General features: G+C 65.8%; 22 protein-coding genes. 9 read left to right on the forward strand and 13 right to left on the reverse strand.

Translation table 11 applies throughout. The annotated features are described in order from the left end of the window. Positions 1-238 precede the first annotated feature (238 nt). Positions 239-739: a DUF6163 family protein gene (locus tag A5906_RS19610; RefSeq protein ID WP_080137006.1), complete on the reverse strand. Its 501-nt coding sequence runs from the start codon at positions 737-739 to the stop codon at positions 239-241. Between the two features lie 123 nt (positions 740-862). Between A5906_RS19610 and hemB the strand changes: the two genes are divergently transcribed. From hemB to A5906_RS19625, 3 genes are all read left to right on the forward strand, one after another. Further along, the gene (gene hemB, locus A5906_RS19615; RefSeq protein WP_080137007.1) at positions 863-1,924 is read left to right on the forward strand and encodes a porphobilinogen synthase; all 1,062 of its coding nucleotides are present in this window, start codon (positions 863-865) and stop codon (positions 1,922-1,924) included. A 203-nt stretch (positions 1,925-2,127) separates the two neighbouring features. Then, positions 2,128-2,667 (forward strand): RDD family protein, encoded by a 540-nt coding sequence (locus A5906_RS19620; protein ID WP_167523496.1) that lies wholly within the window; start codon positions 2,128-2,130, stop codon positions 2,665-2,667. A gap of 128 nt (positions 2,668-2,795) precedes the next feature. After that, positions 2,796-3,572: an arginyltransferase gene (locus A5906_RS19625; RefSeq protein ID WP_080137009.1), complete on the forward strand. Its 777-nt coding sequence runs from the start codon at positions 2,796-2,798 to the stop codon at positions 3,570-3,572. A gap of 119 nt (positions 3,573-3,691) precedes the next feature. Here A5906_RS19625 and A5906_RS19630 read toward each other — a convergent pair whose 3' ends face one another. After that, positions 3,692-5,044 (reverse strand): Nramp family divalent metal transporter, encoded by a 1,353-nt coding sequence (locus tag A5906_RS19630; RefSeq protein ID WP_080137010.1) that lies wholly within the window; start codon positions 5,042-5,044, stop codon positions 3,692-3,694. A 170-nt stretch (positions 5,045-5,214) separates the two neighbouring features. Between A5906_RS19630 and A5906_RS19635 the strand changes: the two genes are divergently transcribed. Continuing rightward, on the forward strand, positions 5,215-6,459 hold the full coding sequence (locus tag A5906_RS19635; RefSeq protein WP_080137011.1) for an MFS transporter: 1,245 nt from the start codon (positions 5,215-5,217) through the stop codon (positions 6,457-6,459). 115 nt (positions 6,460-6,574) lie between these two features. On the opposite strand, the gene A5906_RS19640 is transcribed toward A5906_RS19635, so the two are convergent. Then, on the reverse strand, positions 6,575-7,834 hold the full coding sequence (locus tag A5906_RS19640; protein WP_080137012.1) for an adenylate/guanylate cyclase domain-containing protein: 1,260 nt from the start codon (positions 7,832-7,834) through the stop codon (positions 6,575-6,577). Positions 7,835-7,999: 165 nt separating this feature from the next. Here A5906_RS19640 and A5906_RS19645 point away from each other — a divergent pair, with 165 nt between their 5' ends. Continuing rightward, entirely contained in the window at positions 8,000-9,157 is a 1,158-nt protein-coding gene (locus A5906_RS19645; protein ID WP_080137013.1) for an MFS transporter, read from the forward strand. Between the two features lie 31 nt (positions 9,158-9,188). Continuing rightward, positions 9,189-9,377: a hypothetical protein gene (locus tag A5906_RS19650; RefSeq protein ID WP_080137014.1), complete on the forward strand. Its 189-nt coding sequence runs from the start codon at positions 9,189-9,191 to the stop codon at positions 9,375-9,377. 13 nt (positions 9,378-9,390) lie between these two features. Here the strand turns inward: A5906_RS19650 and A5906_RS19655 are convergent, their stop codons facing one another. The 5 genes from A5906_RS19655 to dmeF all read right to left on the reverse strand — a co-directional run bounded on the left by A5906_RS19655 (position 9,391) and on the right by dmeF (position 15,350). After that, positions 9,391-11,454, reverse strand: coding sequence for a methyl-accepting chemotaxis protein (locus A5906_RS19655; protein WP_245326799.1), 2,064 nt, complete (start codon positions 11,452-11,454; stop codon positions 9,391-9,393). Between the two features lie 75 nt (positions 11,455-11,529). Then, positions 11,530-12,180 carry a hypothetical protein gene (locus tag A5906_RS19660; RefSeq protein WP_080137298.1) on the reverse strand — a complete coding sequence of 217 codons (651 nt, stop codon included), beginning with the start codon at positions 12,178-12,180 and terminating at the stop codon, positions 11,530-11,532. 344 nt (positions 12,181-12,524) lie between these two features. Continuing rightward, positions 12,525-13,403 carry a DMT family transporter gene (locus A5906_RS19665; protein ID WP_080137016.1) on the reverse strand — a complete coding sequence of 293 codons (879 nt, stop codon included), beginning with the start codon at positions 13,401-13,403 and terminating at the stop codon, positions 12,525-12,527. Between the two features lie 83 nt (positions 13,404-13,486). Next, complete coding sequence (locus tag A5906_RS19670) at positions 13,487-14,314, reverse strand: N-acyl homoserine lactonase family protein (protein ID WP_080137017.1); 828 nt, start codon at positions 14,312-14,314, stop codon at positions 13,487-13,489. An 88-nt stretch (positions 14,315-14,402) separates the two neighbouring features. Continuing rightward, positions 14,403-15,350 (reverse strand): CDF family Co(II)/Ni(II) efflux transporter DmeF, encoded by a 948-nt coding sequence (dmeF, locus tag A5906_RS19675; RefSeq protein ID WP_080137299.1) that lies wholly within the window; start codon positions 15,348-15,350, stop codon positions 14,403-14,405. Between the two features lie 204 nt (positions 15,351-15,554). Between dmeF and A5906_RS19680 the strand changes: the two genes are divergently transcribed. Both A5906_RS19680 and chrA read left to right on the forward strand, forming a co-directional pair. Beyond that, positions 15,555-16,373, forward strand: coding sequence for a chromate resistance protein ChrB domain-containing protein (locus A5906_RS19680; RefSeq protein ID WP_080137018.1), 819 nt, complete (start codon positions 15,555-15,557; stop codon positions 16,371-16,373). Further along, positions 16,373-17,758: a chromate efflux transporter gene (chrA, locus tag A5906_RS19685; RefSeq protein WP_080137019.1), complete on the forward strand. Its 1,386-nt coding sequence runs from the start codon at positions 16,373-16,375 to the stop codon at positions 17,756-17,758. The genes A5906_RS19680 and chrA overlap by 1 nt, the downstream gene beginning before the upstream one ends. A gap of 43 nt (positions 17,759-17,801) precedes the next feature. On the opposite strand, the gene A5906_RS19690 is transcribed toward chrA, so the two are convergent. The 4 genes from A5906_RS19690 to A5906_RS19705 all read right to left on the reverse strand — a co-directional run bounded on the left by A5906_RS19690 (position 17,802) and on the right by A5906_RS19705 (position 20,934). Continuing rightward, complete coding sequence (locus A5906_RS19690) at positions 17,802-18,872, reverse strand: c-type cytochrome (RefSeq protein WP_080137020.1); 1,071 nt, start codon at positions 18,870-18,872, stop codon at positions 17,802-17,804. A 93-nt stretch (positions 18,873-18,965) separates the two neighbouring features. Further along, positions 18,966-19,649, reverse strand: coding sequence for an L-2-amino-thiazoline-4-carboxylic acid hydrolase (locus tag A5906_RS19695; protein ID WP_080137021.1), 684 nt, complete (start codon positions 19,647-19,649; stop codon positions 18,966-18,968). A 27-nt stretch (positions 19,650-19,676) separates the two neighbouring features. Beyond that, on the reverse strand, positions 19,677-20,063 hold the full coding sequence (locus A5906_RS19700; RefSeq protein WP_080137022.1) for a RidA family protein: 387 nt from the start codon (positions 20,061-20,063) through the stop codon (positions 19,677-19,679). A gap of 1 nt (position 20,064) precedes the next feature. Then, on the reverse strand, positions 20,065-20,934 hold the full coding sequence (locus A5906_RS19705) for a VOC family protein (protein ID WP_080137023.1): 870 nt from the start codon (positions 20,932-20,934) through the stop codon (positions 20,065-20,067). Between the two features lie 127 nt (positions 20,935-21,061). On the opposite strand from A5906_RS19705, the gene A5906_RS19710 reads away from it, so the two are divergent. After that, positions 21,062-21,691 (forward strand): LysR family transcriptional regulator, encoded by a 630-nt coding sequence (locus tag A5906_RS19710; RefSeq protein WP_080137024.1) that lies wholly within the window; start codon positions 21,062-21,064, stop codon positions 21,689-21,691. 175 nt (positions 21,692-21,866) lie between these two features. On the opposite strand, the gene A5906_RS19715 is transcribed toward A5906_RS19710, so the two are convergent. Continuing rightward, complete coding sequence (locus A5906_RS19715) at positions 21,867-23,411, reverse strand: GMC family oxidoreductase (protein WP_080137025.1); 1,545 nt, start codon at positions 23,409-23,411, stop codon at positions 21,867-21,869. Between the last annotated feature and the right edge of the window lie 2 nt (positions 23,412-23,413).

Consider the following 23,413-nt stretch of genomic DNA (forward strand, 5'->3'; position numbering starts at 1 on the left):
CTGTGGCGGAACCGGCTGGTCAACGAAAACTTACCGCAAATTTTAGGCAACCAACAGTCAACCACGAGCAACGCTCGTGTCGCGCAGGAACGCAGCGAAGATCCGGGACCCAGAGGCCAAAAGCGAGATGGCGAAGAGATGGGCTCCGGCCAGCAACGCATCACGCCGCAACTGGACGACGATGCTTCGCATCGCCATGGGCGCGCTGCATTGCGTCCGGGGCACGAGAATATACGCGCTACGGCGGCCGCTCCCGCGCGGCCATCCAGGCGAGCGCCAGATAGGCGGCAAGCATGAAGACCTCGACGCCGACCACGACCAGGCTGCCGCCGTAGATTCCCGGGAACATCAACTCGATCACCGCCATCGACACCACGGTGGTCAGCCACACCACCGCGCCCCAGGGCGTGGCGAGCCAGAGGCCGACGGCGGCGACCAGTTCGATCACGGCGAAGTAGACGGTCGCGGCCTGCCAGGCCATCGCCTGGTTCTCGAACGCCTCGTCCTCGCCGCCGACGAAGCCAGTCACCTGCGCCCAGTGATAGAGGCCCTTGAGGATCGAGAGCAGCGCCATCACCCGCAGGAACAGCACGAGCCGCCGCGTCCAGACATTGTCGTCGGACTCAGGCCGCTCCGACGAGATCGCTGCCACCGAGAGTGCGATCTCTCTGGCATTCTCTCGGGCAGGATCCCTGGCACTGGCGTCACGGGCCGCATCGCGGGTGGAGATCTCGGTCATGGCCCCTTCTGGCTGCTTCGGACCGCAAAATCAATCGGCTGCCATCATGTTGCGGCAGGTCAAGCCGCGGTGACGGGAACCATGCGAGCTGGTATAAGAATAATTCCAGCCGGAGGAAGAGTGATGGCGATCAAATACGGACGTCCGATCGAATTGCGCGAGGTGTCGCGCCGGGATGGCGGAGCAGCCTCCCCTGCCCTCGATCTGGCCGTCCGCCCGCGCCGCAACCGCAAGGCCGAATGGGCCCGGCGGATGGTGCGCGAGAACGTCCTCACCACCGACGATCTGATTTGGCCGCTGTTCCTGATCGACGGCAACAACAAGCGCGAGCAGGTCGCTTCGATGCCGGGTGTCGACCGGCTCAGCGTCGACCAGGCCGTGCGCGAGGCCGAGCGCGCCATGAAGCTCACCATCCCCTGCATCGCGCTGTTTCCCTATACCGATCCCTCCTTGCGCGACGAAGAGGGCTCGGAGGCGACCAATCCGAACAACCTGGTCTGCCAGGCCGTGCGCGCGATCAAGAAAGAGTTTCCGGAGATCGGCATCCTGTGTGACGTCGCGCTCGATCCCTTCACCAGCCACGGCCATGACGGCCTGATCTCCGACGGCAAGATCCTGAACGACGAGACGGTCGCCGTGCTGGTGCGCCAGGCTCTGGTGCAAGCCGAAGCCGGTTGCGACATCATCGCCCCCTCCGACATGATGGACGGCCGCGTCGCCGCGATCCGCGAGGGACTGGACCGCGCGGGCCTGCTCGACGTGCAGATCATGGCCTATGCGGCCAAATACGCCTCCGCCTTCTACGGTCCGTTCCGCGACGCCATCGGCTCGGCCAAGACGCTCACCGGCGACAAGCGGACCTACCAGATGGACAGCGCCAATACCGATGAAGCGTTGCGTGAGGTCGAGCTCGACATCGCCGAGGGCGCCGACATGGTGATGGTGAAGCCCGGCATGCCCTATCTCGACGTGGTCCGCCGCGTGAAGGACACCTTCGCGATGCCGACCTTCGCCTATCAGGTCTCCGGCGAATACGCGATGATCGCAGCCGCCGCGAACAATGGCTGGCTCGACGGCGAGCGTGCGATGATGGAGAGCCTGCTCGCCTTCAAGCGCGCCGGCGCCGACGGCGTGCTGAGCTATTTTGCGCCGAAGGCGGCGGAGAAGCTGCGGGCGCAGGGGTAGTCCCGGCGAAGGCCGCGCACGTCTGCCTCCCCAGCGTCGTCCTGGCTTTCGCCAGCACGACACCGGGTTGATAGCTCCGCGTTTCCAACCATAACCGCCCCCGAATCGCCGGAATATTTCGGCTTGCTACCGCCCGCGCGCCCTTGGCACGGGGATGGCCTGTTCCCATGTCCTGCGAAGGAGCTTTGCTGGGAGAACGGACGATGTCGGACTTGGGTAATTCGGGCGCCTGGCGCAACGACGGCGCAGTCCAGCCGCACGCCTACGATCCCTATCTGCACCCGGAACTGTTCCGCGGCGTCGCGACGCGGCGCGTGTTCGCGTTCCTGATCGACATGGTGGTGATCTCCGTTCCCGTCATTCTCGGCTACGTCTTCATCGCGCTGTTCGGCGTGGTCACGCTCGGCATCGGCTGGGCGTTGTTTTGGCTGGCCTGGCCGGCGTCCGTGATCTGGGCCATCGTCTATTACGGCGCCTGCATCGGCGGACCGTCCTCGGCAACGATCGGCATGCGGGTCATGGACCTGGAGCTGCGCACCTGGTACGGCGCACCGGGCTATTTCGTGCTCGGCGCCACCCATGCGGTGCTGTTCTGGGTGACGGTGTCGTTCCTGTCGCCCTTCGTGGTGCTGGTCGGCCCATTCAACGGCCGCCGGCGCTTGCTGCACGATTTCGTGCTGGGAACAGTCGTGATCAATAATTCCGTCCGTGCCCCCGTTCCGCAGGGTGCAAGGACCTACTGAGACCTGTGATCAAGGACCTATCAACCAGGACCGACTAAGCTGACGCATCTGACCTGCCGAGCAGACCAATTGACCGAGAGCTTCCGTAGCGCGATGCTGATACCCACTTCGGAGGCCCACGACGTCCCTTGACCCAGCACTCGCGCGACACCCCCCAATTTTACCTCACGGCGCCCTCGCCCTGCCCGTATCTGCCGGGCCGACACGAGCGCAAGGTGTTTACGCACCTCGTAGGTGACCGCGCCGGCGACCTCAACGACCTCCTGACCCATGGCGGCTTCCGCCGCAGCCAGTCGATCGCCTACCGGCCGGCCTGCGACCAGTGCCGCGCCTGCGTCTCGGTCCGGGTCATCGCCAACGAGTTCCGCCCCTCACGCAATTTCCGCAAGGTGATGGCCCGCAATGCCGACGTCATCGGCGAGCAACGCAGCGCGGTGCCCACCTCCGAGCAATATTCGGTGTTCCGCGCCTATCTCGATGCCCGCCACCGCCATGGCGGCATGGCCGACATGACAGTGCTCGACTACGCCATGATGGTTGAGGACAGCCATGTCGAGACCCGCATCATCGAGTACCGCAAGCGCGGCCCCGACAGCGGCATCACCGGCCGCGGCGAGGAGCTGATTGCGGTCGCGCTCACCGACGTGCTCAGCGACGGCCTCTCGATGGTCTATTCGTTCTTCGAGCCGAGCCAGGTCAGCCGCTCGATGGGCACCTTCATGATCCTCGACCACATCGCGCGCGCACGGCGTCAGGGCCTGCCTTACGTCTATCTCGGCTACTGGATCGAGGGCTCCAAGAAGATGGACTACAAGGCCCGCTTCCTGCCGCAGCAGCGGCTCGCTCCCTCGGGTTGGCTGCGGATCGACGCGCAGGGCGATACGACGTCCGAGCCGCAGGATTAATTTCTCTCCGCGAAAGGCGGGGCATCCAATACGCCGCGGCCTCTCGGCTCAATCAGAACCGTTTCTGGAATACTGGATCGCCCGGTTGAACCGGGCGATGACAGCTGCGTGTGGCAACATCACCCGAAAAACGTATCCGCCAGCAGTTTCACGTTCAGAACCACGATGACGCCCGCGACGATCCAGGCGATCGCGGCAACGGACACCGGGATCGCGAATTGCCCCATCTTGCGTCGGTCGGAGACGAAGCGGACCAGCGGGATGACGGCAAAAGGCAGCTGCATCGACAGCACGACCTGGCTGAACACCAGAAGATCGGCGGTGCCGCGCTCGCCATATATCGCGGTCACGATGATCACCGGAACGATCGCGATGCCGCGCGTCAAGAGGCGGCGCGCCCAGCTCGGCAGGCGCAGGTCGAGAAAGCCTTCCATCACGATCTGGCCGGCGAGCGTCGCTGTCACCGTCGAGTTGAGGCCCGAGGCGAGCAGCGCCACCGCGAACAGCGTCGAGGCAATGCCGAGGCCGAGCAGCGGCGACAGCAGCTCGAACGCCTGGCCGATCTCGGCGACCTCGGAATGGCCGCTTCTATGGAAGGTCGCGGCTGCCACGACGAGGATCGCGGCGTTGATGAACAGCGCCAGCATCAGGGCGATGGTGGAGTCCGTCGTCGCCCATTTGATCGCCTCGTGGCGGCCTTCGTCGTTGCGCTCATAGGCGCGCGTCTGCACGATCGAGGAGTGCAGGTAGAGATTATGCGGCATCACGGTGGCTCCGATGATGCCGATCGCGATGTAGAGCATCTCCGGATTGGTGAAGATTTCGCTCTTCGGCACAAAGCCGCGCAGGACCTCCGCGACCGGCGGAGCCGCCGCCGCGATCTGGACTACGAAGCAGGCCGCGATTACCGCCAGCAGCGCGATGACGAAGGCCTCGAGGAAGCGGAAGCCGCGGTTCATCAGGATAAGGAGCAGGAACGCATCGAGCGCGGCGAGCAATGCGCCGCCGATCAGGGGAATGCCGAACAGCAGCTTGAGCGCGATCGCGGTGCCGATCACCTCGGCGAGATCGCAGGCGATGATCGCAGCTTCGCAGGCGATCCAGAGCAGGAAGTTCACCGCCGGCGAATAGGTGGCGCGGCAGGCCTGCGCGAGATCGCGGTCGGTGACGATGCCGAGCCGCGCCGCCAGCGACTGCAGCAGGATCGCCATCAAATTCGAGAGCAGGATGACGGAGAGCAGCGTGTAGCCGAACTTCGAGCCGCCGGCGAGGTCGGTCGCCCAATTGCCGGGGTCCATGTAGCCGACCGAGACGAGGTAGCCCGGACCAACGAAGGCGAGCAGCCGCCGCCACCACTGGGCCGCGACCGGAATGGCCACCGTGGCGTTCACCTCGGCGAGGCTCTTGGTGGTTGGCGCATCAGTGCGCCAGCCGGCGGCGTCGGGGGTCAGGTCGGGCGAGCGGGCATCCATGCGGTCAGAATACCGAAGTCAAATCTTATTGCAACTCATTTGCAACTGCATCTAGCCGCATCAGTTCCCCGGCACGGCCGCACTTTGCCCCGCCCCGTCGGAAAGCGGGTGGGTTTGGCCGGCGTCGGACGCGAATACTGCCGCCAATCCGACTTAGCAGGAAATGAGCCATGTCAAATTCGCCGCGCCTCCCCGACACCTTCAGCCGCCTCGCCTGGTCCAATCTCGCGGCGCAGTCTGCCGAGCAGATCGCGCTGGCCGCCGCTCCGATCGTCGCCGTGCTGACGCTCGGGGTGGCCGAGGGCCAGACCGGCGTGCTGCAGACCGCGCTGACCCTGCCCTTCGTGCTGTTTGCCATTCCAGCCGGACTGCTCGCCGATCGCATCTCGCGCCGCGCGCTGATGGCAGGGGCCGAGGCGCTGCGCGCTGCGGCGCTCGCGGCCATCGTGCTCCTCCTCGCGCTCGGCGCACTCGATCTGCCGCTGCTGGCCCTGCTCGGCTTCGCCGCCGTCTGCGGCACTGTCGTCTACAGCGTTGCCGCGCCGGCCCTGGTGCCCTCGCTGGTCAGCGCGGATCTGTTACCGGCAGCGAATGCGCGGATCGAGCTTGCTCGCACCATCGCCTTTGCCAGCGGGCCCGCGCTCGGCGGCGCGCTGGTCGGCTGGTGGGGGGCAAGTCTCGCCTTCGGCTTCGCCGCGGCGCTTTCGGCCATCGCCGTGGTGCTGCTCTCCGGCATCTACGAGCCCGCCCGCGCGCCGATGCCACGGCGCCATCCGTTCCAGGAAATCCGCGAAGGCGCGGCCTTCGTGTTCCACCATCCGCTGCTGCGGCCGGTGTTCATCACCCAGTTCATCTTCAACACCGGCTGGTTCCTGCAGATCGCGGTGTTCGTGCCCTATGCGGTGCGCCATCTCGGCCTGACCGCCGCGGGTGTCGGCACGGTGCTGACGATGTACGGCGTCGGCATGGTGATCGGCGCGCTGCTCGCAACGCGCGTGATGCAGCGCATCGCCTTCGGGACCGTCGTCGGCCTCGGCCCGGTCGCGGGCTTCGTCGCCTCGGTGGTGATGGCGCTGACGGTGCTGGTCCCCTCACCCTGGCTGGCCGCCTTGAGCTTCTTCCTACTCGGCGTCGGGCCGATCCTCTGGGTGATCTCGACAACGACATTGCGCCAGTCGGTGACGCCGCCGCGCCTGCTCGGCCGCGTGTCCGCCATCAACATCATGAGCTATGGCGCCCGCCCGCTCGGCTCGGCACTCGGTGCCATCGTCGGCGGCTTCTGGAGCGCGGAGGCCTGCCTTTATCTCGCAGCAGCCGTGTTCGGCGCTCAGGCGCTGGTGATCCTGCTATCACCGGCGGCAGCTCTCGACCGGCAGCCGGACATGGTGGGAGATGAGGTGGCGGTGGGGTGTTAGGCACACCGTCATTGCGAGCGAAACGAAGCAATCCAGTATCCCTCCGCGGGGGCGGTCTGGATTGCTTCGCCGCGAGGGCTCTTCGCAATGACGGAGTATGCGGGAGCAGTCCGGCCTAACCCGCCAGGTACCGCTCGTAGCTGCCCGTCACCGGCTCGCTCGCATCGACCTCGGGATCGAGCGTGTAGAGGTCCTGCGCGCGGCCGATGCCGCGTAGCGCGTAGCGGCCGGTGGAGACGAGGTAGCGGCGGCCGGCAGCGTCCAGGCCCTTGTAGAACTCCGCCGACGCCAGCAGTTCGCGATCGACCGAGCGGCTCATCGAGGCGATGCGGCTGACCTCGTTCACCGTCGGCCCCACCACCGTGAAATCGAGCCGGTCCTCGCTGCCGATATTGCCGTAGAAGACCTCGCCGACATGCAGGCCGATATAGGCCGACGTGGTGGGACGGCCATCGGCCGCCCGGCGGGCGTTCAGCGCCGCGACGTTCTGCCGGAACAGGTGCTCGGCACGGAGCGCGGCGCGCCGCGCATGTGCCATGTCCTCGCCGGTGAACATCGCGAGCACACCGTCGCCGATCAGCTTCAGAACATCGCCGCCGGCGTCGTGGATCGCATCGATCACAGCCTGCGCGTAGTCGTTGAGGAAGGGAATGATCTCGTCGGGGCCGATGCTCTCGCTGATCCCGGTCGAGCCGCGCAAATCCGAATACCACAGCACGGCACTGATGCGCTCGGTGACGCCGCGCGAGATGCGGCCGCCCAGCACCTGCTCGGAGGCACCGCGGCCGAGATAGACCCGTCCCAGCGTGCGCGCGATGTCGACCTGCTGCGCCGACTTGATCGCAAGCCCCAGCACCGGCACGAGATCGCGCAGGGACTCCAGCTCGGCTTCGCTGAAACCGCTGTCACGGCGCGTGGTCCAGCAGGAGTACAGGCAATCCATCAGGCCGAGCGCGCCGTTCTCGCCGAAGCGATGCACGAAGGCGAGATAGTGCTTGTGGCCCTTCTCGGCGAGTTCGCCGATCTGCGAGAAATCCATCGAGGGGGCATCGGCGAGATCGATCAGCATCTCGTCGTGGCCGTGCTCGAGCATGTGGAAGAACACCGAGCGACGCCAGTTCCTGGCCGCATCGCCCTCGGCCGTCGAGCCGTATTCGAAGGCGTCCCTTTCGTTGCTGGGACGGTCGCTCCAGCGGAAGCCGCGGCCCTCATAGATTGGATGCAGCGTGTCGATCACGACCATCCCGCGCGACAGTTCCAGGCCCTCGGCGCAGCAGCGTTCGCAGAAGCCGCGGAGCAGTTCGTTTTCTGGAAGGCCCGTGAGCCCCTGGCCGGTCAGCCAGTTCATCAGCGCGAGGCGCGAGGTCAATTGCATGCGCCATTATGGCGTGCATTCGTGACGAACGAAAGGCCGCCCGCGGAGCGCGCGCAATGAGGCTCCCGCCGGCAGCAGATCGAATATGCCGCAGGCGCTGTTGACCGCCCTGTGTGGCCGGCTGCAAATGGAACCAATGACATCGCCGACCAGACATGCAGGACTATGACCCAGCGCCAGCTTCCGATCATCCTGGCGCTCGGCACCACGCAGACCCTTGCCTGGGCGTCCAGCTATTATCTCCCCGCCCTGCTCGCCGACCCCATGGCGCACGACCTCGGCATCTCCTCCAACTGGATTTTTGGTGCGTTCTCAGCCTCGCTGGTGATCTCGGCGATGTTCGGCCCGCGGATCGGGCGGCAGATCGATCTCGTCGGCGGACGACAGGTGCTGTCGGTCTCCAACCTCACGATTGCCGCCGGCCTCGTCCTGCTCGGCGTCTCGCAATCCGTTCTGGTGATGGCGATCGCCTGGCTCGTGCTCGGCATCGGCATGGCGATGGGTCTCTATGACGCTGCCTTCGCCGCGCTCGGCCGCATCTACGGCACCGAGGCACGCCGCCCCATCACCGGCATCACGCTGATGGCGGGCTTTGCCTCCACCGTCGGCTGGCCGCTCACCGCCTGGGGCCTCGCCCATATCGGCTGGCGCGAGACCTGCTTTGCCTGGGCGGCCGCCAACGTCCTGATCGGCCTGCCGCTCAACTTCTTCATGCTGCCCGCCATCAAGGGAGCGAGGCAGGCGGAAGCGACCGCCGAAAAACCGCATCTGCCGCTCGACCGCACCATGATCCTGCTCGCCTTCGTCTTCGCCGCGGTCTGGACCGTCACCGGCGCGATGGCCGTGCATTTCCCGCGCATCGTCGAGGCAACGGGTGCGACGCATGTCGAGGCGATCGCGGCCGGCGCGCTGATCGGCCCGGCGCAAGTGGCGGCACGCATCTTAGAGGCGAGCGTTCTCAGCCGCTTCCATCCGCTGTGGTCGACCCGGCTTGCCTGCCTCACCCATCCGATTGGCGCTGCCGTCGTCGCCGTCTTTGGAGGGGCCGCCGCGAGTGCCTTTGCTCTGTTCCACGGCTCGGGCAACGGCATCCTGACGATCGCGCGCGGCACGCTGCCGCTGTCGATCTTCGGCCCCAAGGATTTCGGCTACCGCCTCGGCATTATCGGCGCGCCGGCGCGGATGGCGCAGGCCGTGGCGCCGCTGGTCTTCGGCCTGCTCATCGACGTCATGGGCGCCAAGGTGCTGATCGTCTCGTCTGCGCTCAGCCTCTCGGCGCTGGCGGCGCTGTTCCTGATCCGCACCGGGCCACGGCCGGATTGACCGCGCCGGTGCTTTCGCGCACAAGCGGGCCATGACCGACGACAGCAGCCCGCCCCGCACCTTCAAGGGCCTTTTGCGGTGGGCGACCACGCCGCCGCAGGCCTGGGGCGTCTATCTGCTGGCCGTCCTCCTTGTTTGGCTGCTCTCGTTCTATGCCGGCACGATGAAGCCGAAGAAGACGCCGGAGGCGAGCCCGCCACCCGTGACGGCGCCCCACTAAAGCCTATCGCCCGTCAGGCGGCCCGAACGTCCTCGACAAAGCTGCCGACTTCGCTCGTCAGCTGCTCGGCCTGTCGCGACAGGCCGTCTGCCGCGCTCAGTACCTCGCTTGCCGCGACCCCTGTTTCCGTGGCCGCCTTGCTCACGCCGCTGATATTCGCCGTCACGTCCTTCACCGATTGCGACGTCTGCTGAACGTTGCGGGCGATCTCCGCCGTGGCCACGCCCTGCGCCTGGACTGCCGTCGCGATCACGTTCGAGATCGAGCTGACCTCTTCGATCGTCCCGCTGATGCCGCGGATCGCGTCGACGGCCTCCTTGGTGGCCGCCTGGATTTGCGCGATCTGGGCGCCGATCTCCGCTGTTGCCGATGCGGTCTGGTTCGCCAGCATCTTCACCTCGGAGGCGACCACGGCAAAGCCTCGCCCGGCCTCCCCGGCCCGCGCCGCCTCGATCGTCGCGTTCAAGGCCAACAGGTTGGTTTGAGCGGCGATGGCCTGGATCAAGGTCACGACCTCGCCGATCTTCTCGGCGCCCTCGGCCAATGTCTGCACGATCTTGTCGGTGCGCTGCGCGTCGGCCACCGCGCGCCCGGTGATGGTCGAGGATTGCGCGACCTGGCGGCTGATCTCACCAATCGATGCCGTCAGCTCCTCGGCTGCAGAGGCAACCGTGCTCGCGCCTACGCTCGCTTCCTCGGCCGCGGCGGCGACCGTCGTCGCCTGCCCCTTGGTCTGCGTCGCTGTCGAGGACATCGATCGCGCGGTCGTCTCGAGCTCGGTCGCCCCCGACGCCAGCAGCGCCACCATGGCCCCTGCCTTGGCCTCGAAATCGCTGACTAGGCCTTCGAGACGCGCCGCGCGCTTCTCCTTCACGATCCGCTCGGCGGCCTGCTCGCCGGCCAGTCGATTGGTGGTGACCATGGCCTCCTTGAAGACCTGCACCGCGAGCGCCATGCCGCCGATCTCGTCCTTGCGGGCCGCGAACGGCACCTCGGCTTCCTCGTTGCGGGCAAGCCGGGTCATCACCTCCGACAATTTGGAGATCGGCGTGAGCAGGTGACGCACGAGCAGGACTGACGCAGCCGCCGACAATCCCAGGACGACCAGAATGGCCGCGCCGGCGAACAGGATGCCGCCGAGCCCGTCGGCTTCGTCCCGTTCCGCCACGGCCTGCGCATCGCGCAGGGCGGCATCCCGGATTCCCAGCAGCGAGGCATTCGCGCCCGTCGCCGACTTGCGCCATTCGTCCACCGGCACCGCGTAAGGGGTGCCGTCGAACGCAGCTTTCATCAGGGCCTCGCGCAGCGGCTTGTCCGAACCGAAGTAGCGATCCCTCGCCGCGCCGACGCTGGCCCGCGTGTTCTTGGGCGCGTGAACGTCATCGCCGCGGTCGAGGATTTCAGCCCATAGCCGCGTCATCTGGCCGATCGCGGCGTTGAGTTCGTCCCGCTCCGCCAATGTGGCCGGACGGCCCGCCGTCACCAGCCCGGAAATCAACAGCGAGACCTGGCCGGCGGTCTGCCGGATCACCCAGCCCTTCTGCGCGACATCGAGCAGGTTTCCCGCCGTGGTGCTGAGGCGCATCGTCGCCTTGATGCCAGACTCCAAGAGCTCATTCAGGCTCGCCATGGCCTCGGCGTAGTCGCGCATGGCCTTGGCGGCCGCGCCGCCGGGACGCTCAGCCAGTGGCTTCTGCCAGTGCGAGGCGGCCTCCTCGCGCGCGGCAGCGACCTTCGCCGCGGCGGCATTCACCCGCTGCGTCAGGTCGGCATCGCCGCGGGCCAGCGTTTCCAGTTTCGCCAGGGCCTCGTCGCTGGCGCGGCGATTGTCGGCGAACTCCTTGAGCACCGCATCGTCCGCCGCGGATTTGCCGAGCAGCGCCCGATTGACGGGACCGCGCTCGATGGTGAGGTTGCCGACCGCATCGAAGCCGGCAGCCAGGCGGGTCTCCAGGGCGTGCGCCGCGATGGCGTTCTGGTAGGCGCTCCAGCGCTCGCTCAGTTGAAGGCCTGACGTTAGAACGACGACGCCCGACATCAGCGCCGCGATGGCAATTCCCGACCGCTTGATAGACACGCCCCGCTCCTCATTCCATTAAAGCTCCGGAGGCAAGAGGCCGGCCCCCGCCAGCCGAGCGCCCCGACACGCGTCCTACTTCAGTTCGAATTCGACGAGCTCGACCGTCGACGTCCCTGCGTTTCGCATCGTCCGTACCGGACCCGCATTCTGCCACGCGAAGTCGCCGTATTTCAGGTTGAGCTTGTGCTCCGGCTTGCCCTGTACGCACTCGACCAGCATGCCACCCTGCACCGCGATGCGCACGCCGGGCGCCGCCTGCTGCATCGCTGGCGCAACCTCGCCCGGCTTCAGGATCAACCGCCAGGCCTGGACGCGGTGATTGTCTATCACCGAAACGTAGGGCTCGGGGCGAGGCAGCGGCGAAAAGCGGCCGGGCTGAGAGTCGAACAGCTCAAACCCCATGATCCGGAAATCGCTGGCGCCGACATTGGCAACCTGATGCACGACCGGCTGCTTCGTATAGTTGGTGAACAGCACTTCGCCGACCTTGCGCGGCGTGATGACGGGCTTGCCCCCGAGCGGGGTCCCCTCGGCATCCGAAACCGCCATGTAGACCTGCGCAAAGTCTCTGGTGTGGCGGTGATAGGCGGCGATCTGACCTGGCGGGATCGTGACATTCATGAACTGCAGATATTCATTGCTGAACGTCTGATCGTGAAAGCTCGCAAACTCGATCGGAACGATCTCGGGATCGCCTGCGGCGCGCGCTTGTCTCGGCAGCACCGCGGCTCCAAGCACTGCGCAACAACCGCACAAGAACTGACGCCGTCCGATCGCATTACGCATAGCCTTGCCGTCCCGTTGAATTATGCACGCTGACATGCATATCGGCCGACTCTTTAAGGTCCGCTTAAATGAAGGCCTGATCGGAATTCCAGAGAACGCATGCCCGTCTCTCCGCACAGCATGCCTGTTCGATCGCCGATGATTGCCGTGCTGAATTGATGGGCATGGCAGCGACCGCGCCTCTCTCCCGCCTGCATTGAGCTGCACGGCGTACCGTGACGCGAGACGGATCTTTCTAGAGTTCGGCGAAATTTTTAATCCGTCGCGCTACGCGAAACTGGTCAACTCGTCTTCGTCTCGCTGGTCGCAATCCAGATCCCCGCGAATACAGCGACTAGCCCGATCAGCAGGTTTGCCGTGATCGGCTCGCCAATCAGCAGCGCGGCCAGCAAGGTCGCAGCAATCGGATTCACCGTCATGGTGTTGGCGACGCGGGTCGGCGTCGCCCGCGTCAGCGCCATGACCCAGAGGATGAAGGCGAGCGCGCCGCCGCCGGCGCCAAGATAGATGCCGGCGATCCACTGCCCCGTGGTGAAGTGCTCGAGCGCCGCAAAGCTGCCCTTCACGAACCCCGCCAGCACCAGCACCACGGCGCCCGCACCCATGCCGACCGTGAGAAAGCCGAGCGCACTCGAACGCTGCATCAAGGGGCGCGACAAGACGTTGTAGAACGCCATGCAGAACACGGCCGCGGTCATGATCAGCTCGCCGCGCCACGTGCCCGGCGGGCTTTGCGCCAGCCCCGCGGCGAGCGCCGCCGCGACGCCGAGGACGGCGATGCCCACACCCATGATCTTGCGCGCGGTCAGCAGCTCCACGCCGAGGATCGCGCCGACCACCATGGTGTGCAGCGGCAGCGTCGCCAGCGCGAGGCTGGCGCGCGCCGCGGTCGTATAGGACACCGCGATATTGTAGAGGATGAAGAACAGGCCGAAGAAGCAGATGCCGAGCGACATTACGGCCGGCCAGTCGGATCGCTGCGGCCAGCGCACCCCCAGCAGCAGTGCGCATGGCAGGAGGCAGAGGAAACCGATTCCCCAGCGTAGGATCGCGAGCATGACCGGATCGGCCCCGCCGACGAGATAGCGGGTGATCGCCGCCGCCGTGCCGCCGATGCTGCTCGAGACGAGCGCGATCGCAACCCCGAGCCACTCCCCCACGACCGTCTCCTGTTCGGGAGCTTTTGCGAGCGGCTAACACACCCCTGCTGCCACCAGTGTGGCAACAGGGGTGCCGAGAAAGACTAGTCGTAGAATTCCGGCGCCATCTTCTGGCCGTCCCGCTGCGCCTTGTCGTGGTTGATCCAGAGCTGCGCCTTCTCCCTGGCGAGGATGTCGGCGATCTTCTGCATCGAGGCCGCGCTCTGGTCCTTGTTGACATTCATGCTCGGGACGCGACGGTTGTCCCAATTGTCCTTGAAGTGCACCGCGTCGCCGGACAGCACCACCGCGCCGGTCTTGGGCAGCTTCACCAGCAGCGACTGATGCCCCGGCGTGTGGCCGGGGGTCGACAGGATGGTCACGCTGCCGTCACCGAACACATCCTTGTCGCCCGCGAGCTGCTCGACCGGGTGCGAGGGCTTGAAGCGCGGCTCGTTGTTGGCGCCGGGCCAGTCATATTCGGCCTTCTGCACATAGAGCGTGGCCTGCGGGAACAGCTCGACATTGCCGGAATGGTCCGGATGCGTATGCGAGACGGCCATGGCCTTGATGTCGTCGGGCTTGAGGCCGATCTGTTCGAGCTGGGCGGCCAGCGTCTTCGGCCGGCGCCAGGTCACGGCCTTGGGATCGGCCGGTACCAAACCGTTGGGCATAGCCGCGACGGCATCGGCGATGCCGGTGTCCCACAGGAACCAGCCCCTGGGGTGCTTGACGAGGTAGCAGCTGTCGACGAAGTCCATCGTCTTGCCCTCGTTGAGGCCGGGGGTCCAGCGCGAGATGTCGCCGGCAGTGCCCTCGCCGCAATTGAGGACGTAGAGCCTTTCGACGCCGGTCTTCTCCGACTGCGCCATCGCTGCATGACTGAAGAAGGCGAGAGCGGCGGCGAAAGCAAGCTTGGTCCTGGACGTCATCCTTGGTCCCTCCTTGGCGCTCGTATGGGAAGCTGTGACCGAGGATCAACCCCGGCTGGGCCGCAGAATTCCGCTGCCGCCGATCACGTCAATGCGGGCAGGTCTCGACTTCGACGGTGACGTGGCTGAGGCCTTTCAGTCCGGCGAGCCGCTTCTTGTAGACGGCCGGCTGCTTCGGCTTGTCCGACACCACCGACACCAGCACGGCGCAATGACCGGGGCCGACCTGCCAGAGATGCAGATCGGTGACGCGATCCTCGCCGACCTCCATACGGGCCTGGATCACCCGCTCCAGCTTCTCATCGGCGCGCACGTCGAGCAGCACCGCGCCCGAGCGCTTGATCAGGCCGAACGCCCAGCTTGCGATCACGACGCTGCCGATCAGGCCCACGGCCGGGTCGGCCCAGACCCAGCCCGAATACATCGCGACCACAAGCGCGCCGATCGCCAGCACCGAGGTCGCCGCGTCCGCCATGACATGGACGTAAGCCGCGCGGAGATTGTTGTCGTGATGATGATGATCATGGTCGTCGTGATCATGATGCGCATGGCCGTGGTCGTGGCCGTGGTGGTGGTCATGGCTGTCGCGCAGCAGCCACGCGCTGGCGAGATTGACGCAAAGGCCGAGGGCTGCGACCGCGATCGCCTCGCCGTAGACGATCGGCACCGGCGTGATCAACCGCAACACGCTCTCATAGGCGATCTCGACCGCGATCAGTCCGAGAATGATGGCGCTGGAGAAGGCGGCGAGATCGCCGAACTTGCCGGTGCCGAAGGTGAAATGCGCATTGCCCAGATGCCGGCGCGCGAAGCGGTAGGCGAAGGCGGCAATGCCGAGGGCGGCCGCATGTGTCCCCATGTGCCAGCCATCGGCGAGCAGCGCCATGGAGCCGAACAGCGAGCCCGCTACGATCTCGCCGACCATCATGACCAGCGTCAGCACAACGACGAGCCAGGTGCGCCGCTCGTTCTCGTCATGCTTCTCGCCCAGGAAGGCGTGGTCATGGGTCCACTGCTCGATGGAATGGGAATGCATCGGCCAAATCTCCGGAAAACAGAATCCGAAGGCCAATATAGGCCCCGGAAGCATATCTTTCTAACGTCAAATGCCGGTGAAACCGGCGATTGACAGGCCGCCGCGGTTTCGCTGTAATTAGCACATGGGGATTTGAGCGATCTCCCCACGAGGCGACATGCCCAAGTATCGCGTCCCGTTCAGTTTTTGCGAGGACGCATCAACATGTCCACTTTCACGACCATATCATCTGACAAATTGGCGCGCCTGATCGGCACGGCCAATGCCCCTGCCCTGATCGACGTACGGACGGACGAGGATTTTGCCGCCGACCGGCGGCTGATCCCCGGCTCCATCAAGCTCAGCCACGACAAGGTCCAGGACTGGGGCGGCGATTTCGCCGGCCGCAGGGCCATCGTCTCGTGCCTGCGCGGTGAAAAGCTCGCGCAGGGCACTGCCGCCTGGCTCCGCCAGCTCGGAGCGCAGGCCGAGACGCTCGACGGCGGCTTCGAGGGCTGGAAAGCAGCAAAACTGCCGCTGCTCGACACCCGCAAGCTGCCGCCGCGCGATGCCAGGGGGCGCACCATCTGGGTCACGCGGGCGCGGCCGAAGGTTGACCGCATCGCCTGCCCCTGGCTGATCCGTCGCTTCGTCGATCCCGATGCGGTGTTCCTCTATGTGGCGCCGTCCGAGGTTGTCGCCGTCGGCGAGCGCTTTGGCGCCGCCCCCTTCGACATCGAGAATGTGTTCTGGAGCCACCGCGGCGAGCGCTGCACTTTCGACGTCATGATCGAGGAGTTCGGCATCGCGACGCCGGCCCTCCTCCACCTCGCGACGCTTGTGCGCGGCGCCGACACCGCGCGGCCGGACCTCGCGCCGGAGGCGCCCGGCCTGCTCGCGGCCTCGCTTGGGCTGTCGCGGATGTACGATGACGATCTCGAGCAGCTCGAGGCCGGCATGACGCTCTACGACGCCTTCTACCGCTGGTGCCGCGACGCGACGGCCGAGACTCACAACTGGCCGACCAACAAGGTGAAGGCGTAATGGATATTCGCGCCAATCAAACGGGAGCTGATGCCGGTCACGGCATCAGCTTCAACGAGGCTTTTCGCGTCTGGCTTCGCGTCGCCTGCCTGAGCTTTGGCGGGCCCGCGGGCCAGATCGCGGTGATGCACCGTATCCTGGTCGAGGAGAAGAAGTGGATCTCCGAGGGCCGCTTCCTGCATGCGCTGAACTATTGCATGCTGCTGCCGGGGCCGGAGGCGCAGCAGCTTGCGACCTATGTCGGCTGGCTGATGCATCGCACCGCCGGCGGCCTGATGGCGGGCGGGCTGTTCATCCTGCCCGGTATCATCGCCATCATGGCCTTGAGCTATATCTACGCGGCCTTCGGCAATGTCAGCTTCGTCGAGGCGCTGTTCTTCGGCCTCAAGGCCGCCGTGCTCGCCATCGTGGTCGAGGCCGTGGTGCGCGTCGGCAAGCGCGCGCTGAAGAACCGCATCATGATCGCGCTGGCTGCCATCGCCTTCGTCGCGATCTTCTTCTTCGCCGTCCCCTTCCCGATCATCATCATTGCCGCCGGCGTGATCGGATACATCGGCGCGAGGCAAGGCCGTCCGGAATTTGCTCCGGCCGGTCACGGTCATGGCAGCAGCAGCGCCGTGATCGACAGCATGCTCGGTGACGCCGTGCCCGATCACGTCAAACCCGACACCGGCCGGGCAATCCGCGTGGGCGCGCTGTGGCTTGCGCTGTGGCTGGTGCCCGTGATCGCGCTGCTCGCCGCGTTCGGCCAGGCCAACGTCTTCAGCCAGATCGCGCTGTTCTTCTCCAAGATGGCACTTGTCACCTTCGGCGGCGCCTATGCGGTGCTGGCCTATGTCGCCCAGCAGGCGGTCGAGCATTATCACTGGCTGAAGCCGCACGAGATGCTCGACGGCCTCGGAATGGCCGAGACCACGCCGGGCCCGTTGATCATGGTGCTGCAGTTCGTGGGCTTCATGGCGGCCTATCGCGACCCGGGCGGTCTGTCGCCGATGGTTGCGGCCACCTTAGGCGGCTTGCTCGCAACCTGGGTCACGTTCACGCCCTGCTTCCTCTGGATCTTCGTCGGTGCGCCCTACATCGAACGGCTGCGCGGCAACACGGGGCTTGCCGGCGCGCTCAGTGCGATCACGGCCGCCGTGGTTGGCGTGATCCTCAACCTCTCGATCTGGTTTGCCCTGCACACGCTGTTCCGCGAGACCGTGCCGGTGCACGCCTTCCCGTTCGCCTTCGACCGGCCAGTGCTGACCAGCGTCGACATCCCCGCGCTCGTGCTGGCGATCGCGGCCGCGACCGCGATCTTCCGCTTCAAGCTGGGGATGCTGACGGTGCTGGCGGGCAGCTGCGCCGCGGGTGTGGTGCTAAGGCTGGCGGGGGTGATCTAGGGCGTGTCCTCATAGGTTCGTCGGTGCAGGCAGCCAAGGAACGCTAAGGCATGAGCGACGCCGTGTAGGCGACCAGCGCGATCATGTCGTCGATGCCGAGATTTTCAACAGCCGGCTTCATGAGGTCGCTATTGGCTCCCTTCCGCGCGCCCGACTTGAAGTCATAAAGCTGACGGAACATGTACGTGGGCGAACGGGCCGCAATTCCCGGCGCCACGGCAGTCCCTTTGAGGTCGGCACCATGACAAGCGGCGCACTGGAGGCGGGGGTCGCTGCTTGCTGCCAGCGCCCGCCCTTTCTGAATGCTGCCAAGCGGGACATAGGCGATGAAACGAGCGCGCGAGTCCCGGCTGACAAAGAGTTCAACGTTTTCCGGAATCTCGATGATGCGCTGGCCGATGGGCTCTTTCTCCCCGCCGTCCATCGGCGCCAGGAACAAGTCCCTGACATGTGTCTTCGGAACGGTGTCGGTTTCTACGACCGCAATGTTCGATCTCGGTTTGATTGACGCAAAGTAGTTCGCAGCTTCCTTGAGGTCCTGGTCGGAGATGGCCTTGGACGTCTTGATCATCAGGTCGGTGGCGACGCGGGGCACCGAATTCGTACGCAGTCCCGTCTTGAACTCCACCGTTTGCTGGATGATGTATTCCGCTGAGAAGCCAAACAGGCTGGCGTTCTCAGGGCCGCCAGGACCGTCTGCCCGGTGGCAGACGCCGCACGCGAGCACGTCGGGCTTTTTCCCGTTTGCGACGATCTCGGGCATGGCCGGATGATCTTCCGGATGCCAGTCGGGAGCAGCGAACAGATCGCGAAGTTGCGTGAGCGTAAAACCGGCGGCGCTGTCAGGGACTCGTCGGATCGTGCCGTCGTCGGGGGCGCGCTGGAAATTCGGCGGGTTGGCCGGATAGGCCCATGCCGGCGGGCCATCTTGGGTTTGTGCTGGCGCCCCCGCAGAAGCAAGCGACGTCAGCGAAAGGGCGAAAAGCGCTGAAGACATCCTCATGGCCAAGACCTCCATGCGCATCGGCGGACCCGGACCTTCGAAGCCGAAAGCGTGAAGATCGGCCGCTCGCGAGGCGGTGCCGCAGAATTCTGCGGGCAGGCGTTCCTCCATCAGGCGTTCCAGGACGCATTCAAGGGCCGGGATAGGCTGGCGTCAATTGGGGATTTGGGTGCCTCATCCGTTTAAGTTACAAGCCCCGTTCCGTTAAGACAGCCGCGAGAACCGGAAATTGCAGTGGCTCGCGCCGCCGGCGAGAGTCTGTGTCCTCTCCAGGCGGATGCCCCGCGTTGCGTAGGCGTCGAAATCAAGCCCACAGATGTTCGGCAGAATGTCCTTGTCGCCATGACGCGCCGCGAATTTGCAGAAGCCGCAAGCTCTGTAGTTGATACCGAATTCGAAATTGTCACCTGGGCCGGGCTCGACGAAATCGTAGACGAAGTCTTCCGGAAAGGCATCCTGATGGCTGCTCGTCGAGCTCAGTACAGCCTGCTCGCGCAGCAGAGCCAGGTTCTCAGGCGACATGAACTGTCGTCCCGCGGCGAGACGTTCTTCTTCCGATACGGTGAGTAATTGCGCCTTGTAGGTTTCCCGCTCGATCTCGCCGATCACGGGCACAGGCACGGCATGTTGCCGGAGCACCCGGCTGATGGCCATGAATCCGATCAGGCGCATGAAGAAATCGCTCATGCGACTGTCCGCGCCGCCAACATAGGGCATCTGGGTGAGCACGATGTCGAATTCGTCCATCACCTCCTGCCTGATCCCGTCGATATCGGACAGATGCGCACGCTCCCGCAACATCGCCTCGGCAAGATCGAGGCGAATGCGCATGGCGGCCTCCATGGCACCGCGATGCGCCTCGTAGAACGGATGGATGGTCTCAGTCATCGGATACCTGACGGGATTGGCTTGGTTTCATTCCGCGGCGATCGCCTCGATCTCCAGCAGCCATTTGCTGTCGACGGTCTCGACGACCACGACCGTCAGAGCGGGCCGGTGCTCGCCAAGCACCTTGCCGCGAATGATGCGGTTGGGCATGACTTGAGTCCGCTCAGTCAGGAAAGTCGTGACTTTGACCAGGTGCTCGACGCCGAGACCGGCAGCGGCGAGCACCTCGATGACGTTACGCCATGCCTGCTCGCACTGTGCCTCGAACCCGCCAGGCACGGCTCCGTCGGATGCCTCGGGCACCTGCCCGCTGATGAACACCAGGCGGCGATGCTGACTGAGCTCAACGCCCATGCTGTAGCCGCCGGCTGGTGGATGGACCGCTGCGGGATTGTGGCTGACGATGTGGGCCATCTCAGCTTGCCTCCTGCTCGACGAATTCCAGCGCCAGACCATGCGTGGCGACGGGTGGGATCAGCAGCACGCCCCCAGTCATCGCGAAGCCGACGCCGTTGCTCTCCAATGTCCGTCGCGTCGCATCGAGATCGGCGACTGCGAGGCGCGCAGCGCAAAAGCGCGGTGACGAGCTGCTGGCGAGGCCCGGCAAACGGCGCGCCAGCTCGGACGGGTCGAGCAACGTGACCCGGTTATCGCTCTCGCCGACCGTCAGTCGGCCAGGCGCAAGCGCGGCCGGCCCTTCCATGAGGCGCTCCAGAAAATCGCGATGCGCCGCCGGCTCCTCCGCCGACATCACGACCTCGATCACGCGCGCGGCGCCGTTGGCGTGCCGCTGATACTCCGGCTTCCAGAACAGTTCCGGCGGGTGACGCTGCTGGCAGGTGAAGAACGCGATTCCGGGCATGGCGGGATCGGTCGCAAAGGCGAGGGAAAATCCAACGCGCGCCGTGCCTCCATCAGGCAGCACCGCATCGCGGCCAAAGTCGAACGGCGCGTAGGCACCGATGCCATCGGCCCTGAAGCGCGCTGCATCGGCATGGGCATCGGTGCTGTGCAAGACCAGCATCGACATGCCTTCGGACCGCATCAGAAAATCCCGGTTGTGGGCCGCGAAGCTGAAATGGCCGGGTGCGCTTGCTGGCACCAACGCATCGTCGGTGACGGTCAGCAGCTCCACAAAATTGTCGGCGAACTGCGCGAGGCGGTTGCTGGTTCCAAACGGGTGCACACCGGTCGGCGTGAGCTTGAAGCCGAGCGCCTGCCAGTCCAGCGCAGCCTGCTCGAGATCGCGGACGCAGATGACGAGATCATCCAGTCGGCGGGGCATGAAGTCCTCCAGATTGCGGACTGACCGTACTCGGCAACATCGCCGCGGCGCAAAGCATCATTCCTGCGGTTCAGCGCAAGAAAATCTATTGCAAGGCCGCAGGCGATCGGTGTCAAACTGAGGCGCGATGACCTACGCCCTTCCACCACTCAACGCGCTCCGCGCTTTCGAGGCCGCCGCGCGGCATCTCAGCTTCAAGCTCGCCGCGCACGAGCTGCACGTGACGCCCGCCGCCGTCGGGCAGCAGGTGAAGGCGCTGGAGGCGCGCCTCGGCGTGCAGCTGTTCGAGCGGCTGCACAAGCAATTGATCCTGACCGCGGCCGGTCAGGCCTATCTGCCCGGAATCTCCGAAGGCTTTCGCCACATTGCGGACGCGACCGCGCAATTGAAGCCGGCCGGGACGGTGATGCTGCAGTTGGGGATCCACGGCGCCTTCGACCTGCGCCGGCTCGCTTTGGCGGAATTTCGCAACGCGCGTGCGGACATCGGTTTGCGGGTGCTGCAGCCCGCCGGCCTGCACGAGCTGGTCGAGGGCAAGGTCGATCTGCTGATCGCTCGCGGGCTCGGTCACCATCCCGGTTATCGCTGCGACCGGGTCAATCAGGGATCAGGCTTGGGCGATTGGCTGATCGCGCCCGAAGGCACCGCGGATTGCCCTGAGATCGTCAGCTTCCGCGAATGGCTGCGCGCCCAGTCGGCCGAGACCTCGCGCGCAGACCGCAACCGCCCTCGCCTGGTTGGCACCGTCGGAAGTTGAGAGCGATCGCCTCACCGCTTGCTCCGTCATTGCGAGCGGAAGCAATCCAGACTGTCTCCGCGGAAGGATTCTGGATTGCTTCGCTCAACTCGCAATGACGCGGAGGTAGCCGCGAGGCGCCATACCGTCATCCCCACCCTGGACGACGAGATGTGCGAGCTCGCCGCAGTAGGCTCTACCGCATCATCATCCGCGCGATCGCCTCCCCAATCACCACCGTGGTGAAATGGGTGTTGGCCCGGCAGTCGGACGGCATGATCGAGGCGTCGGCGACGCGCAGTCCGCTGATCCCCTTCACGGTGCCATCGGGATTGACCACGCCGTCGGGGTCATCGACGCCGCTCATGCGGCAGCTGCCGGCGGCGTGCTGGATGTCGCCGGTCTCTCGCCGCAGCAGCGCATCGAGCTCGTGATCGGGCAGGCTCGCTGCCTGCGGCAGCGTCAGGTCGGTGTCGGTCAGCCTGATCCAGTCGGCGATGCCTGACAGCGCCGGCTGCGAGGTGATGACGGCAAGGCGTTTCACCGCATCTATCATCCGCAGCATGTCGCGGGGATCGGCCAGCATGTTCTCCTCGACGACGGGATCGATTGCGGGATCGGTCGTGGCCAATTTGAGCGTTCCACGCGAATAGGCGTTGAACAGCCCGGCGCCGATCGCTCCGGGCATGCCGATGCCGCGATGGTTGAAGGCGATCAGGATCATGTCGCGCTTGCCGCCATCGGCGAGACCCGAGGAGTAGGTCACGCAGCAATTGGTGTGGCGGGTGTCCGGATCGGTCGGCCGCAGATGTTCGTGAAGCTGGATCGTGGCGCGAAACAGTGGGTGGTCGAAGAAGTGGCGGCCGACCGGCAGGTCGCGCTCGACCGCGATCCCCATCGCCTTGAGCTCCTCGGCCGGGCCGATGCCCGAGCGCAGCAGGATCGCCGGACTGTGGATCGCGCCGGCGCTGAGCACGATCTGGCGCGCGCTGATCTCCTGGGTGCCCTGCCCCGCGACATGGACGCGGACGCCGGTCGCCCGTCCGTCGCTGATCAGCACGCGATCGACCAGCACATGCCCGCGGATCTCGAGATTGGCGCGACCGCGCGCGGGTTCGAGATAGCCCTCATTGGTGGTGATGCGGCGGCTGTCGCGGCTGTTGATGGGATAGCAGGCGACGCCCTCGCCATCGGGGCCGTTGAGGTCTGCGCACCAGGGATAGCCGCTCGCCAGCGCCGCATCGCGCAAGCCGCGATCGATCGGTCCCCACGTCTCGGGCGGCGCGCGATAGACCGGCAGCGGCCCGCCGCGGCCGTGGCCCTCGTTGTTGCCGAATTCCAGATCATCCTCGATCACCGAGAATAGCGGCATCACCTCTTTCGCCGACCAGCCGGTGCAGCCATTGGCCGCCCATTCGTCGAACGCGTCGGCAACGCCGCGGATGGCGATCTGGCCATTCATCATCGATGAGCCGCCGAGCCCCTTGCCGCGCCAGTAAAAGCGCGGCTCCTGCCCCGCCACGCGGCGTGTCAGCAGATCAGGCCACTGCCATTTCTCCTGGTACTCGCGCTTGTGGATGATCGGGATCGGGTTCGGCGTCCGCACCTCCCAGGGCGCTTCATCGGCACGCCAGTCGAGACCGGCCTCCAACAGCAGCACGCGGCGTGCGGAATCCTCGGAGAGCCTTGCGGCCACAGCGGCGCCGGCGGAGCCGCCGCCTACAACAATGACATCGTACATCG

Origin of the sequence: Bradyrhizobium sacchari (assembly GCF_002068095.1) — a bacterium.
GTDB lineage: Bacteria > Pseudomonadota > Alphaproteobacteria > Rhizobiales > Xanthobacteraceae > Bradyrhizobium > Bradyrhizobium sacchari.

What these genes read in the sequence shown, in the direction of transcription:
- A5906_RS19610 (WP_080137006.1), bottom strand. Translation starts at nt 739, where the DNA reads ATGACCGAGATCTCCACCCGCGATGCGGCCCGTGACGCCAGTGCCAGG.
- hemB (WP_080137007.1), top strand. Translation starts at nt 863, where the DNA reads ATGGCGATCAAATACGGACGTCCGATCGAATTGCGCGAGGTGTCGCGC.
- A5906_RS19620 (WP_167523496.1), top strand. Translation starts at nt 2,128, where the DNA reads ATGTCGGACTTGGGTAATTCGGGCGCCTGGCGCAACGACGGCGCAGTC.
- A5906_RS19630 (WP_080137010.1), bottom strand. Translation starts at nt 5,044, where the DNA reads ATGGATGCCCGCTCGCCCGACCTGACCCCCGACGCCGCCGGCTGGCGC.
- A5906_RS19635 (WP_080137011.1), top strand. Translation starts at nt 5,215, where the DNA reads ATGTCAAATTCGCCGCGCCTCCCCGACACCTTCAGCCGCCTCGCCTGG.
- A5906_RS19640 (WP_080137012.1), bottom strand. Translation starts at nt 7,834, where the DNA reads ATGCAATTGACCTCGCGCCTCGCGCTGATGAACTGGCTGACCGGCCAG.
- A5906_RS19645 (WP_080137013.1), top strand. Translation starts at nt 8,000, where the DNA reads ATGACCCAGCGCCAGCTTCCGATCATCCTGGCGCTCGGCACCACGCAG.
- A5906_RS19650 (WP_080137014.1), top strand. Translation starts at nt 9,189, where the DNA reads ATGACCGACGACAGCAGCCCGCCCCGCACCTTCAAGGGCCTTTTGCGG.
- A5906_RS19670 (WP_080137017.1), bottom strand. Translation starts at nt 14,314, where the DNA reads ATGACGTCCAGGACCAAGCTTGCTTTCGCCGCCGCTCTCGCCTTCTTC.
- dmeF (WP_080137299.1), bottom strand. Translation starts at nt 15,350, where the DNA reads ATGCATTCCCATTCCATCGAGCAGTGGACCCATGACCACGCCTTCCTG.
- A5906_RS19680 (WP_080137018.1), top strand. Translation starts at nt 15,555, where the DNA reads ATGTCCACTTTCACGACCATATCATCTGACAAATTGGCGCGCCTGATC.
- chrA (WP_080137019.1), top strand. Translation starts at nt 16,373, where the DNA reads ATGGATATTCGCGCCAATCAAACGGGAGCTGATGCCGGTCACGGCATC.
- A5906_RS19690 (WP_080137020.1), bottom strand. Translation starts at nt 18,872, where the DNA reads ATGGAGGAACGCCTGCCCGCAGAATTCTGCGGCACCGCCTCGCGAGCG.
- A5906_RS19695 (WP_080137021.1), bottom strand. Translation starts at nt 19,649, where the DNA reads ATGACTGAGACCATCCATCCGTTCTACGAGGCGCATCGCGGTGCCATG.
- A5906_RS19700 (WP_080137022.1), bottom strand. Translation starts at nt 20,063, where the DNA reads ATGGCCCACATCGTCAGCCACAATCCCGCAGCGGTCCATCCACCAGCC.
- A5906_RS19705 (WP_080137023.1), bottom strand. Translation starts at nt 20,934, where the DNA reads ATGCCCCGCCGACTGGATGATCTCGTCATCTGCGTCCGCGATCTCGAG.
- A5906_RS19710 (WP_080137024.1), top strand. Translation starts at nt 21,062, where the DNA reads ATGACCTACGCCCTTCCACCACTCAACGCGCTCCGCGCTTTCGAGGCC.
- A5906_RS19715 (WP_080137025.1), bottom strand. Translation starts at nt 23,411, where the DNA reads ATGTACGATGTCATTGTTGTAGGCGGCGGCTCCGCCGGCGCCGCTGTG.